9 protein-coding genes are annotated in these 13050 nt (G+C 68.7%); all 9 read right to left on the bottom strand.

Annotated features, from left to right (window positions below; genetic code table 11):
* The coding region (locus GQ464_RS10390; RefSeq protein ID WP_228350190.1) for a type VI secretion system protein TssA at nucleotides 1-1538 on the bottom strand (1538 nt) is incomplete at its 3' end.
* Between the two features lie 29 nt (nucleotides 1539-1567).
* Nucleotides 1568-2554 carry a type VI secretion system-associated protein TagF gene (tagF, locus tag GQ464_RS10385; RefSeq protein ID WP_166981309.1) on the bottom strand — a complete coding sequence of 329 codons (987 nt, stop codon included), beginning with the start codon at nucleotides 2552-2554 and terminating at the stop codon, nucleotides 1568-1570.
* A 27-nt stretch (nucleotides 2555-2581) separates the two neighbouring features.
* Nucleotides 2582-6181: a type VI secretion system membrane subunit TssM gene (gene tssM, locus GQ464_RS10380; protein ID WP_166981306.1), complete on the bottom strand. Its 3600-nt coding sequence runs from the start codon at nucleotides 6179-6181 to the stop codon at nucleotides 2582-2584.
* A 42-nt stretch (nucleotides 6182-6223) separates the two neighbouring features.
* Nucleotides 6224-6949, bottom strand: coding sequence for a type IVB secretion system protein IcmH/DotU (gene icmH, locus GQ464_RS10375; RefSeq protein WP_166981303.1), 726 nt, complete (start codon nucleotides 6947-6949; stop codon nucleotides 6224-6226).
* Nucleotides 6950-7013: 64 nt separating this feature from the next.
* The gene (gene tssK / locus GQ464_RS10370; RefSeq protein WP_166981300.1) at nucleotides 7014-8375 is read right to left on the bottom strand and encodes a type VI secretion system baseplate subunit TssK; all 1362 of its coding nucleotides are present in this window, start codon (nucleotides 8373-8375) and stop codon (nucleotides 7014-7016) included.
* A gap of 168 nt (nucleotides 8376-8543) precedes the next feature.
* Nucleotides 8544-9008, bottom strand: coding sequence for a type VI secretion system lipoprotein TssJ (gene tssJ / locus GQ464_RS10365; RefSeq protein WP_166981298.1), 465 nt, complete (start codon nucleotides 9006-9008; stop codon nucleotides 8544-8546).
* A 36-nt stretch (nucleotides 9009-9044) separates the two neighbouring features.
* Nucleotides 9045-10244 (bottom strand): FHA domain-containing protein, encoded by a 1200-nt coding sequence (locus tag GQ464_RS10360; protein WP_166981295.1) that lies wholly within the window; start codon nucleotides 10242-10244, stop codon nucleotides 9045-9047.
* Nucleotides 10245-10738: 494 nt separating this feature from the next.
* Complete coding sequence (locus tag GQ464_RS10355; RefSeq protein WP_166981292.1) at nucleotides 10739-11500, bottom strand: HAD hydrolase-like protein; 762 nt, start codon at nucleotides 11498-11500, stop codon at nucleotides 10739-10741.
* A 112-nt stretch (nucleotides 11501-11612) separates the two neighbouring features.
* Nucleotides 11613-12968, bottom strand: a complete 1356-nt coding sequence (rho, locus tag GQ464_RS10350; protein WP_272493472.1) for a transcription termination factor Rho — start codon at nucleotides 12966-12968, stop codon at nucleotides 11613-11615.
* Nucleotides 12969-13050 lie beyond the last annotated feature (82 nt).

Raw genomic sequence — 13050 nt, 5'->3', positions numbered from 1 at the left:
GGGCTGCTGATCAGGTCCACCTCCGCCTTCAACGCCTGAAAATCGTCCTCGTAGCTGACGTCCCGGCCCGTCGGCGACGACTCCGACACCGGCAACAACAACTCCCCCACCAGGGGCGAGGAGAAGCCGTCCGCCCCGGCGTCGTCGCCGGATGCAGCCGTCGCCGGTTCGGGAGCGGCGGGCGGGGCGGCCCCGGCCTCAGGATCGGACGCGGGAGCCCCTTCGGTCTCGCCCGGGCCGGGCCCTTCGCCGGCTGCGGGCTCCGGCTCGGGAAGGCGACGCAGCCGCTCGTTCAACAGCGACACCAGCCCGCTCAGGGCCGGCGCCTGATCCCCCAGCGCCTCCATCGCAAAACCCTGCACCGACCGAACCGCCAGCAACGCCCCCTCCAACGCCCCTCGCTCCTCCACCGACGGCTTCCGTTCCCGCAGCCGCTCCAAATACTCCCGCGAACGATCCGACAAAAACTGCAACGCGTTCCGACGACGAACCGCCTTCCCCGGATACAAACCCTCCCAGTAACGCTCCAGAAGACCCTGCACCACCGACCAACCCTCCGCCAGACCCGCCACCCCCCGCGTCTGCATCAATCCCACCGTCAGGTAGCCCGCCGTCACCAGATCCTTCGACTGCTCGCGCAAGACCAACTGCGCCAGCGACACGATCCGCTCAAAGTCCGCCTCCCCCGTCGGGCTGCTGATCAGGTCCACCTCCGCCTTCAACGCCTGAAAATCGTCCTCGTAGCTGACGTCCCGGCCCGTCGGCGACGACTCCGACACCGGCAACAACAACTCCCCCACCAGGGGCGAGGAGAAGCCGTCCGCCCCGGCGTCGTCGCCGGATGCAGCCGTCGCCGGTTCGGGAGCGGCGGGCGGGGCGGCCCCGGCCTCAGGATCGGACGCGGGAGCCCCTTCGGTCTCGCCCGGGCCGGGCCCTTCGCCGGCTGCGGGCTCCGGCTCGGGAAGGCGACGCAGCCGCTCGTTCAACAGCGACACCAGCCCGCTCAGGGCCGGCGCCTGATCCCCCAGCGCCTCCATCGCAAAACCCTGCACCGACCGAACCGCCAGCAACGCCCCCTCCAACGCCCCTCGCTCCTCCACCGACGGCTTCCGTTCCCGCAGCCGCTCCAAATACTCCCGCGAACGATCCGACAAAAACTGCAACGCGTTCCGACGACGAACCGCCTTCCCCGGATACAAACCCTCCCAGTAACGCTCCAGAAGACCCTGCACCACCGACCAACCCTCCGCCAGACCCGCCACCCCCCGCGTCTGCATCAATCCCACCGTCAGGTAGCCCGCCGTCACCAGATCCTTCGACTGCTCGCGCAAGACCAACTGCGCCAGCGACACGATCCGCTCAAAGTCCGCCTCCCCCGTCGGGCTGCTGATCAGGTCCACCTCCGCCTTCAACGCCTGAAAATCGTCCTCGTAGCTGACGTCCCGGCCCGTCGGCGACGACTCCGACACCGGCAACAACAACTCCCCCACCAGGGGAGTGACGTAGGCAACGTTTTGCTGTGTTTCGGTCTCGGCCATGATCGGGGGGCGGGCTTGGGGTTCGATGGTCAGAGCCGGTCCAGGAAGGTCGCCAGGCTCAGGTGGTCGGCTTCGAGCAGTTCGCCATAGCGGGCGGGGATCGCGAGGGCGGCCTGCGCAGCGTTCCGGCTCCCGAGGGATTCGAGGTCGCAGAGGGTGTCGTCGTCCAGCGCCGGATTCACGAGCAGGGCGAAGGAGCCGGCCCGGGGGGGGCGCAGGGTCAACAGAAGGTGCGGGGCGTTCGGCGTTTCCTGCGAGACGGGATGCGTCCAGAAAAGGCTGGGACAGGCGGAGCTGCCCGCGGCCGGCCCGTCGACCAGGCGCAGGCATACGTCCGTCCAGAAGCTCACCACGAAGGGCCGGCGCCCGGCATCGGCACAGAGGGGGAAGCGCAGGACCAGCGGGAAGCCGGTCGGGACGGTCCGTTGCAGCGGCAGGAGGATGTCGAGCAGGTTCTTGAAGAGGATGTACTTGCGCGAGTCGTCCGCATGGCCCCACAGGTGTTCCCAGAGGGTGGGCAGCGGCGTCTCCCGGTAGAAGCGTTCCAGGGCGGGGCGGGCGTCCCGGCCGTCGACGAGGTCGCCGAAGCGCTCGGCGGCCGGCGCCAGGAGGGCGGGTTCCAGGTCTCCCCCGGCTGCACGCCGTGCGAGCTGCGCGGCACGTTCGAAGAAGGCCGCATAGCGGAGCGGGGTTTCGGGGACCGGTGCGGGCCCGGCCTCCGCCTCCGGCACCTCGAAGGCGACCATGAAGGGATAGCGGCGCCCGACGCGGTCGCGGCTGGGATGGATCACGCCGACGAGCAGGCCGTCGCCGGTGTGATAGCGGAACGCGAAGGGAGGCATGGCATCGTAGGTGGCCTCGAACCGGGCCCCGAGTTGCCGCCGGGCTACATAGAGCCCCTTCTGGAGCCATGCATCCAGCGCCCGGAGGGCGGCTCCGCCCGCGTTGCGCTGCACGAAGTCGCCGTGCGTGGGGAGCTTCCCGAAATAGGCGATCGTCGTGGGGAGGGTCTGCATGGGTTGTGCTTCGAGGGAGACGGTCCGTCAGTTCAGGCGCTCCGGCGGGCGAAAGTCGAAGAAGCCGCTCGGGTTGTCGAACGGGTTGGCCGAGCTGCGTGTGCGCAGGTGGTAGCGCGCGGTGATGACGTACTGCCCGGGCTCTTCGAAGGGGATCCGCACCTCATACTCGGTGCTGGAGCCGGGCTTGCGGCGCACCTGGGCCTCGTGCAGCAGCCGGAAGAGGGCCCATTCGCCTTCATAGCGTTTCGGGGGCAGTTCCCCGGCCCGCGTCGAGAGCCGGACGATGACGCCGGGCTCGCCCGGCCACTGGTAGGCGGTCCAGAAGGGGGAGCCGAGCCGGTAGGTGTCCTCCTTGCCCAGCAACCGGATCGAGACCTGCTCGGGAATGGGGGCATTGCCCGAGCGTTCGGGCACGTCCGGCTGCATCTCGAAGGCCACGCGCATGCTGCCGCCGCTGTAGAGGTTTTCGCCGATGCGCTGGGCCCGGCGGATGGCCTGCAGGGTGGCCGGCGAGAGGCGGAGGCCCTGGCCCTCCCAGGTCTGCGGGCGCTCCAGATCCCGCCCGGTGAACGGTTTCAGCTCCTGCTCGACGAACACGGCGACGGGCCCGCCGGCCGGGTCGAAGAAGCGCTCGACGTCCAGCAGCGGCGCATCGACGGTGCTCGTCCGGTCGAAGGGGAACTGCCCGGCAAAGGCGCGCTGGAAGGGGTCGTAGACCTGTTCGCGCCAGCGGTCGTTGAGGTGTTGCTGGGCCGAAGCCAGCACGGTGCCCCAGGCGTAGAGGACGGGCTGGATGAAGAGTTGCGTGCGGACGTCCGCATCGAAGGCCCGCAGGGCGCGCCGGATCTCGTCGACGGCCCGCCCCAGCTCCCCGCCCCCCTGCGACAGCACGCCGGCGGCCAGCGCAGCCGCCCGGGCCGGATCCCCGGCCACGTCGGAAAGACGCGCGCTGACGGTGGTCAGGTGCTCGAACACCCGGTAGAACTCGGGCGCCGCCTCGTTACTCTGGGCCCGCATCACGTCGAGGCCATGCAACCACCGGAAGCGCCGGTCGACGGGGTGGAGCTCGGGCTGGCCGTCCTGGCCGACCCCGGTCTCCGAGCCCAGGAACCGGCGCACCTGCCGGTCGATACGCCGCCCCAGGTTTTCACCGGCCTGCTGCTGGAGCTGCTCCAGGGTGCCGCCTTCGAACGTGGTCTGCTCGGTCACGCGGGCGAGCAGGTAACTCAGGGGCGACTCGAACGGATCGCTCAGGTCGTCGAGGGCACCGGCCGCCTGCCGCAGGTTCGAGAAGGGGCGGATCCGGACGCCGCGGAGGAACCGTTCCCACTCGGTCGCATAGTCGTTGAAGTAGAGTTCGGCGAGTTGCCGGGCCATGCGATCCCGGTTCTGCATCTCTTCCGGGAGCTGGCTTTGATCGCGCCCCATCACCCAGTCGTCGCGTGCCGGATCCTGGCTCTCCGCCTCGATCCTGTCGGCGACGTAGGTTTCCCAGCCCTGTTTGGTGAAGAAGCCGGAGACCTCGGGGGTGCCGCTGAAGAGGTCCAGGTACCGGCCGGGCACGGCGTCCCGGAGGGTGAAGGCCGGCAGGTTGTCCCGTCCTTCCAGGCGGAGGCGCTCGTAGACGCCCCGGATGCTGGGGGGTTCGTAGATGCGCGCCCGGGCCTGCTCGATGAGCCGCTCGTCGGCGGCGAAGGCCCGCAGCGTGTCTTCCCGCAGGGCGGAGACGAACGCCCGGATCTGGGGCTCCACCTGCTCCCGCACCCCGCCGCTCGTGGCGGCGATCTGCTGCACTTCGGGCGCGGACAGGGCCAGGTCGCTCAGGGTACGGACGAGAAAGTTGCGGTAGCCATCCCCCTCGTCCCGGTCGCCGAGCCGGCGGGCCTCGCGGGTCAGCAGCAGGTAGGCCTTCAGGTCGGCATAGAGGGCTTCGCGCCGGGTGGCTTCCATGCCGGTGGCCCGGCTTGCCGTGCGGATCCGGTTTTCGAGCGGGTTGACGGCATACTGTTGCAGGAAGGTGCGGAGCTGGTCCAGGTAGAGACGCTGGAGGGGTTCGCGGACCGTCCCGTTGCGGCTCAGCCCCAGGCTCAGCAACTGGGTGCGCCCGAGCCGGTCGACCTCCCGGCGGAGCCGGTCGAGCCGGGTCAGGTTGTCGGGGAGGGCGGCGCGGTCGTCCCAGCGGAGGACGGCCGCCGCGTGGGCGACGTCGCGGGCCTGATCCAGGCTGATCTTGCTGCGCACGAGCGCCTGCGAGGCGCCCAGCACGAAGAGCAGCAGCAGCACCGCGGCGGCTGCCGTCACCCCCAGGCGCCGGATCGTTCCCTTGCGCGTGGCCTTCGTGGTCCGGCGGGCCATGAACTGGTCCGGCACCACCACTTCGGTAAAGACGTCGTGGAGGAAGTAGCTCTTCGTCTCCGGCTCGCTGTAGAAGCCTTCCGTCTCGGCGGCCGGCGTGAGGTCGAACTGCCGGGCGATGTTCTGGATGACCCGGTCCAGCGGCACGCCCTCCTGGGTGCCACTCGTGAAATAGAAGCCCCGGAAGATGGGGCTCTCCTGGTACGGATTCGGCTGGAACAGGCGCCCGACGAAATGGGCGAGGTTCTCCCGCATGGAGGCGAACTGGAGGGGGAAGGCATAGACTTTCTGCCGCTCTTCCCGCTTCATCGGCCGGCTGAGCCGGGCCGTTCGCCGGTTGATCAGCACGCCGGCGAGCAGGTCGAACTCGTGCTCGAAGACGGCCTGCAGGTCCCGGCTGGCCTGCTGTTCGTCGGTCAGGGTGCAGCCCCAGATCTGCTCGCGTTCCTGCCGGGAGAGCTCGCCGAAGAACTCGACGAAGCCCTGGAGCAGGTCACACTTCGTAAAGACGAGGTAGACCGGGAAGCGCACGCCGAGCCGGCCGATGAGCTCGTCGACCCGGCGGCGGATGTTGTCGGCGTGCCACTCGATCTCATCCGGCCGCGCCTGCAGGAGCTCGTCGATGCCGATGCCGACGAGCACGCCGTTGATGGGGCGCTCGGTGCGGTGTGTTTTGAGCGTGTCGAGGAAGGCGAACCACTCCTCGGTGTCGTCCTGCTCGGTCATGTAGCGGCCGGCCGTGTCCAGCAGAATGGCCTGGTCGGTGAAGAACCAGTCACAGTTGCGCGTGCCGCCGACGCCCCGGATGCGATCCGTCCCCAGCGGGAAGTTCATCCCCGAGTTGACGATGGCGGTCGTCTTGCCGGCCCCCGGGGGTCCGATGAACATGTACCAGGGGAGGGCATAGAGGGCGGCCCGCCCCCGTTTGCCCCGGCCCAGTTTCGATTGCTTCAGGCGCTCGATGGCCTGTTCCAGCTGCTGTTGCAGCTCGCGGATCTCGGCCTGCCGGTCCGGCCGGGTGCTCAGGAGCTGCTGCTCGGCCTGGCGCTTGATCGAGCGCTCGATCTCATCCGCCCCGCGGTTGGCCCGCAGGAGGTTGAACATCATGATCAGGAGCCCCACCAGCAGCACGCCGATGATGCCGACGAGACGGACCGTCCACGACCAGCCCAGCCAGGCTCCGACGGCGACAACCAGGGCGGCGGCCAGCACCAGCCCGAGTGTGATCAGGAAGGCCTTGTTTTTCAGGATGTGCAAGAGCCACTTCATGGGGTCGAGAGGTTAGGCGGAGAGCAGGGGCGCGGGGTGCCCTCACGGGGGGGTCTGGTGCGGCACCTGCTCGATGGTCTGAACGGTACGGTCGGCGACGCCGGAGACGTAGAAGGTCATGCCGATGTAGATGAGCAGGGCCAGGCCGGCCGCCGCCGCCGCGATGGCCCAGGCGGGGATCTTGCTCCGCACCTCGGCGGCGACCTGCCCCCGCGGGCGGCCGTGCGGCGCGAGTTGCGCGGCCTGCATCCCCGGCGCCCGGTTCAGCGCGGCGAAGCACTCCTCGATCAGGATGCGCAACCGTTCCTGCTCGTGCAGCTGATAGCGGCCCTTGAAGCCGAGCGTCATGCACAGGTAGTACACCTCCAGCACTTCGGCGTGCACCCCCGGCTGTTGCAGCAGCTCCTGGAGGCGGTCGAAGAACACCTCCCCGGCGTCATACCGTTCATAGAGCTCGAGCTGCAGGGGCCGGGCCACCCAGCGATCCTTCTGGCTCCAGTCGGACGAGAGCACCGTCTCGTCGATGAAGGCCACCAGGGCAAACCGGGCATTACGGATCTCCTCTCCCGAGATCCCCGCCCGCATCGCCTCGCGTTCGGCCTGGTCGAACAGGTCCTTGATGCGGCGCCGCAACACGTCGGCGTCGCCAAACTCCCGGCTTCCCCGCAACTGCAAGATCAGGGTAAAACACGGGGCATAGATCTCCGCCAGGCGGCGGTTCCGGGTCTCGTCGAACAACAGACCGGGGGCGGCTTCAGCGACGGCCATGATGCTTCTCCTGCATGATCCTTCGGGATGACTTGGGCCCCGGGCGGCCGCACCGGGCAGGTCGCTACGACTGGACGGCCACGAGCGTCATGTCGACCTGGCTGAACTCGCCCGGAACGAAGATGGCAAGGGCGCGCTCTTCGGTGATGGCCTCCCAGAACGGCCCGCGCTTTTGCAACTGGAAGTAGTTCGCCTGGGCATCGACGGGCAGGGCCGAGGGCAGGCGGTGCGTGTGCTCGACGCCGAGGGCCCGCGTGTAGCTTCGCAGCACGGCCTCGATCGTCTCGGGCGAGGCCACGCGCAGCATCACCGGCAACTCCCGGACGAGCTTCTCCTCCGGCACCTCGGGGCTGCGGGCTACCAGGAAGAACTGGGCTTTCTGGAGCAGGTCTCCGTCGAGCGTTGCCGTATACAGGTTTTCGCGTTGTCGTTGCAGGGGTACCTGCACGTAATTGGCCGTGGGGGTGGCCCCGCCCAGCATCCCGCGCAGTTGTTCGTCCAGGCGGTTGAAGCAATCGCTCAGGTTGCCGTGGTCGTAGGTGGGGAGCTGGCGGGGGCTGACGCCGGCCTCGGGCAGGTAGGCCGTCAGCTGCCCGGCCAGCGCCAGGAGGGTCTTGAAGAGGGCTTCCGGATGGCTCTCGGGGTGGGTGTGGTAGTGGTTCAACAGGGGAATGAACCCGTTGACGACCCCCAGCAACCCGAGGGCCTGCACGTCCGACGGGGACACCTCGCGCTGCCGGGCGGCCCCCCGGTGCCGCTCCATCAACGAGCCGCTCTTGGTCACCAGCAGCTCCAGCAGGCGGCGGGTCAGTCCCTGCAGGCGTTCCGAAGCGGAGAGGGTCAGGCAGGTCGGGATGAAGGTTTCGTCGAGCACGAACGTTCCGTCGGGGCTCCGGCGGACGGCGGCCACCTGCACCGTCGTGTAGGCCTGCAGGGGTTCTCCGCCGAAGCGGATCGAGAACGTCGAGCGGGCCACCTCCACCGGGCGTATGTCGGCGCCGGTGTTCTCATCGGGCACGGAGATCGTCTCGGCCCGGTAGCGCGTCTCGCGCCGGGCCTCGCCGTCCTGCAGCAGGAAGTTGCCGCCGTCGTGCCGCTCGACCGGGGTGGCCAGGTAGACGGCGAGCCGTTCCTGCGTCGCCGGGAAATAGTCCTGCAGGTTGCGGGGGACGGGCGGCTCGTCGTCGTCGGGCACGTCGAAGACGAGGCCGTCCGGCAAGACGCCGCTGCACCGGACGAGCCGCAGCTCCCCGTTGGCCAGCCGTTCACGGTCCACCTCCAGCGCCGTCAGGCCCCAGTCGTAGCGTGCCAGCGCCCGCACGCGCGCGTTGAGCGTGCTGTGATAGTATCGATCCCACTGCTGGAAATGGTGTGGGTCGAGCGTCATCCCCTCGAACCACACCACCCGTCTCCGATCCTGCGGCATGCGACGTGATGGTCCGGTCTAACCCGTGGAAAAAAAGGCGGTCGCTCAACCCGGCGGCCCTGTCTTCCTCCAGAGGCGGGACCGGCCCCTCCAGCCGGGTGAACGCAGTAACCTCGTAAAGATATCATCAGAAAGCACGTATTCAAATCCGCATCCGGGCTTCGGCCGTCACGGGTTCAGGATGGCGATGCGGTCGGCGCCGATCTCGATCGTGAAGGTCCGGTTCCGGAGCTGTTCGACCGGGATGATCTGCCGCCATCCTTCCCGGGCCGGCCGGCGCAGGTCTGCCGCCACGCCGATATAGCGGGTGGCCGGGTCCGGCTCGATCTCGATGCGCTCGACGGTGTCCGGATAGAGCAGCAGTTCCTGCCGGCGAACGAGTTCCTGGCCGAGCGCCTCGGTATCGTTGCGCCAGAAGCTCTCCAGGGTGGCCGACTGAAAGTTGGCCGTGCCCGTCAGTTCGTAGATGCGCACGACGGCGGCGTTGCTGTTGCCGGTCTCGGCACTGTTGAGTTGCGGGGTTCCCACCACGTTCAGGCTCAGGGTGCGGGTGGCGCCGCACCCGGCGAGCAGGCCCAGGGCGAGTCCCCAGCAGGTGACCCGTAGCACGGTCAACAGGTTGTTTCGTTTCATGTGAGGGTCGAGTCGGTTCAGGGTTGCGCCGGGGTTCTACCGCCGCTCGGGGTCCCTGGCACGCCGCCGGGAGGTCATCCGGGCCAGGTAGGCCTTGATGAAGGCCGGGCGATACGTCCGGCGCTCGGTGGCCGACCAGTCCTCGGCACGCAGTTGCTGGAGCTGCGCCTGCAGCCGGCGCAGGACTTCGGCCTTGGCCAGCGGCGGCAGCAGGCGGTAGAGGGCCTGTTCCTGGCGCACCTCGGCCTCGATCTGCGCCGGGTCGATCGGGTCGAGCAGGCGCTGGGCGCCCTCCTGCACGGCCGCCTTATACCCGTCGAGGAGGGCGATCTGGTGTACCGAGACGTCCTCGGCGGCCTCTTCCAGCAGTTGCATCCGCTGCCGGGCCACCTCTTCCGGGACGGACGGATCGAGCACCTGGCGTTTCAGCAGCTCCGGGTCGCCTTCGTACAGGAAGGCCGTCTCCTCCGGCTGCAGGATCGTCTGCCCGATGAACTCGTAGCGGAACTGCCAGGGCGCTCCGATGAAGCGCGAGACGACGCGCAGGAGCACGTCGAGCAGCTGGAGCAGGCGCGGGCCCTCGGCGGGCGGCAGGGACACCGCAGGCCGGGCGGGCGACGTTTCAACGGGCTCGGCGGCCCGGACCGGCGGCGCCGGGACGGACGGGGCGGCGGCTTCACGGCCGAGGGCGCGGGCAATCACGGCGTGGGCCGGCTGCGCGCCGTCCTCGGCCAGCACCTCGCGCAGGGCCTCGACCAGCGCCTCGTCGCGCCGCACGGCGTCGGTCTCGGCGTACGTCTTGCCGATGCTGCGGAGCGTGGCAGCCAGCAGCCGGGCATCCTCCCGAAACGGGTTGACGAAGCTGACGTCGAAGACGGTCCGGTCGTAGTCGGGTGGTGGAGCCGGCTCCCCGGCCGGGGCCACCACCGTTTCGAGCGAGAGCTCGAAGTCGCCGATCCGGATGACATCGCCCGGTTGCACCTCGTAGGGCCGCTCCGATTGCAGCCGCTCGCCGTTCAGGTACGTGAAGTTTTTGCTCCCGAGGTCCCGCACGGTGAAGGTGGCCCCGCTGCTGGCGATCTCCGCGTGCTGCTTGCTGACGATGCGCTTGGGATCGGCCAGGTGCAGGTCGCTGGCGCGGTCCCGCCCGACCACGACGCGCTCCTGGTGAAAGACGTACGCGTCGGGCCCGGCAGACGGTTCATCCGTTCTCCTTACCAGCACTCTAAACGGCATATCGGACCCGACGAGGTGTCAAACGGCATACGAACAGCGCGCCCCGGCCCGGAAGAGAGGATACCATCGCCTACCTGCGAATTGCCGGAGCACACCGGAAGGCTTCCCACCAGCGATTTAAGATATGACCCCGACCCGAGACAAATCAAGTGCGCTTTCGGGTATCCGGGCCGGGCCTTTCCGGGTGCGGGCGGCGCCGTAAAAGGTAAGAAGCCCGGCCTTACGGGACCGGGCTTCTCGCCAACCGGAGGATAACCTTGCGACACTTCACGAGGCGGGGCATGCAGCGAAAGTCTCCGAGTCCCCGGCCGCGTGATCGCCGTGCCGGACGGAAGGAACGACAAGCCCCGTGCCCAAATCCGGTCATCCGGGCGATACGCCCTCTGCACGGGCACGATCCGGCAAAACGGGCCCCGGCCGTACGGGCCGGCGGGAGAAAAGATTGCCGCCGGCGGCAAAGATGACCGCCGCCCCGCACATCCACCGGCCCGGCCTCAGGCGGTCTTCCGGGCGGCCGCCCCGGCGGCGACGCGTTCCTCGAAGGTTTCGATGAGCGAAGGGAGCCGGGCGAGGTCGTCGATGACGACGTGGGCCCCGCGCTCGTAGAGCACGGCGGCATGGGCCTCCCGGTCCAGGTACGGCGGCACGACGCCGATGGCCCAGAGGCCGGCAGCCCGGGCCGCCACCATGTCGTCGACCGAGTCGCCGATATAGACGCTCTCTTCGGGCTGGATGCGCCGGCCGGCGGCGTCGAGCATGGCCAGTGCGAACTGCAGGGGAAACGGGTCGGGTTTGCCCCGGCCCTCCTGCTTTTCCATGGGCACCAGCAACGGGAAGTAGCGTCGCCACCCGAAGCGGTTGATCGTCCACGTCGCTTCGGCCTCGGGCCGGCCCGTGACGATGCCGAGGACACGGCCCGTGCCGGCGAGCGCCTCCAGCGTGTGCGTCTCGATCAGCGGGGTTTCCTCGGTGATGAATCCGTTCCAGTTGTCCCCCAGATAGCGCCGCTGGAACTCCTCGACGACGCGGCTGAAGGACACCTGCATCCCGATGTCGGAGATGATCGCGTGGGTGAGTTTCCAGTCGTCGTTGAACCCGCCGGCGTTCTTGTATCGCTGGATGGTGCCGGGAAGGATGTTGCGGCCGGTGAAGTGGTAGGTGGTTTCCTCGATGGCCCGCCGGTAGGAGCGCGAGACGTCGACGAGCACCCCGTCGAGGTCGAACAAAAGGGCACGAAGCCGGGTGGATGGATCCATCGTCTGGACGTGTAGGGTTTCTTGAGGAATATAGCAAAACCGCCCTGCTCCCCCAAAGAAAGGGGCGTCTCCGCCCGGAGACGCCCCTCGGGTCGTGTTCGAAGGCAGCCGCTCAGGAGTTCATCACCACGAGGAACTCGTCGTTGTTCCGGGTGCCGCGCATCTTGTCGAGCAGGAACTGCATGGCCTCGACGGGTTCCATGTCGGCCAGCAGTTTGCGCAGGATCCAGATGCGTTGCAGCTTGGCTTCCGGGATGAGCAGCTCTTCGCGGCGGGTGCCGCTCTTGACGATGTTGATGGCCGGGAAGATGCGGCGGTCGGCCAGCTGGCGGTCGAGCACGAGCTCCATGTTGCCGGTGCCCTTGAATTCCTCGAAGATGACCTCGTCCATCCGGCTGCCGGTGTCGATCAGGGCGGTGCCGATGATGGTCAGCGAGCCGCCTTCCTCGACGTTCCGGGCGGCGCCGAAGAAGCGCTTGGGCCCGCGCAGGGCCCCGGCCTCCATCCCGCCGGAGAGGGTCTTGCCCGTCGTCGGGGTGACGGCGTTGTGGGCCCGCGCCAGGCGGGTGATCGAGTCGAGCAGGATGACCACGTCCTGGCCGGCCTCGACGAGGCGCTTGGCTTTCTCCAGCACGATGTTGGCCACTTCGACGTGGCGCTCGGGTTCCTGATCGAACGTCGAGGCGATGACTTCAGCCTGCACGTTGCGCTCCATGTCGGTCACCTCCTCCGGCCGCTCGTCGACGAGGAGGATGATCAGGTAAACCTCGGGGTGGTTGCGCGTGATGGCGTTGGCGATCTTCTGGAGCAGGATCGTCTTGCCGGTCTTCGGCTGGGCCACGATCAGGCCGCGCTGCCCCTTGCCAATGGGGGCGAACAGGTCCAGGATCCGGGTGCTGTACTCGTTCGCGGTGGTCTCCAGGTTGAGGTGCTCTTCGGGGTAGAGGGGCGTCAGGTAGTCGAAGCTGGCGCGCTCTTCGAGCTCGGCGGGCGTGCGCCCGTTGACCGTGTTGACCTGGATGAGGGCAAAGAAGCGCTCGCCTTCCTTGGGGGGGCGCACTTCCCCGTCGACGGTGTCGCCGAGCTTGAGGCTGAAGCGCTTGATCTGCGAGGGCGAGACGTAGATGTCGTCCGGGCTGGGCAGGTAGTTGTATTCGGCGGAGCGGAGGAAGCCGTAGCCGTCCGGGAGCACCTCGAGGACCCCGACCTTGCGGATCATCCCGTCGAGGTCGGTTTTGTTGGGGTCATAGGTGGCCATGTAGTCCGGCCGGTTCTCATAGATGCGGCGGCGGCGCTCCTCGCGGGTGTCCCGGGTGTCGCGCACGTCGCGGGTGTCCCGTGCGTCGCGGTTACGCCGGCGCTCTTCGCGGTTGTCCCGGTTGCGGCGGTTGCGGCGGCCCCGGCGTTCGTCCCGGGCGTTGCGGCCGCCGTTGCGGCCGTTGCCGCCCTCGCTGCGGAGCTCACGCACCCGGCGTTCATCGCGGGCACGCGGGCTCTCGCGCCGCTCGTCGGCGGGGGGCCGGGCGTCGGCCCGGCTCTCGGCCGGGGCC

Origin of the sequence: Rhodocaloribacter litoris (assembly GCF_011682235.2) — a bacterium.
Taxonomy (GTDB): domain Bacteria; phylum Bacteroidota; class Rhodothermia; order Rhodothermales; family ISCAR-4553; genus Rhodocaloribacter; species Rhodocaloribacter litoris.
Note: the sequence above shows the minus strand (reverse complement) of the source record. Positions and strands in the feature narration are given on the sequence as shown.

Coding starts and splice junctions, on each gene's coding strand:
- tagF (WP_166981309.1), bottom strand. CDS start 2,554: ATGCAGACCCTCCCCACGACGATCGCCTATTTCGGGAAGCTCCCCACG.
- tssM (WP_166981306.1), bottom strand. CDS start 6,181: ATGAAGTGGCTCTTGCACATCCTGAAAAACAAGGCCTTCCTGATCACA.
- icmH (WP_166981303.1), bottom strand. CDS start 6,949: ATGGCCGTCGCTGAAGCCGCCCCCGGTCTGTTGTTCGACGAGACCCGG.
- tssK (WP_166981300.1), bottom strand. CDS start 8,375: ATGCCGCAGGATCGGAGACGGGTGGTGTGGTTCGAGGGGATGACGCTC.
- tssJ (WP_166981298.1), bottom strand. CDS start 9,008: ATGAAACGAAACAACCTGTTGACCGTGCTACGGGTCACCTGCTGGGGA.
- GQ464_RS10360 (WP_166981295.1), bottom strand. CDS start 10,244: ATGCCGTTTAGAGTGCTGGTAAGGAGAACGGATGAACCGTCTGCCGGG.
- GQ464_RS10355 (WP_166981292.1), bottom strand. CDS start 11,500: ATGGATCCATCCACCCGGCTTCGTGCCCTTTTGTTCGACCTCGACGGG.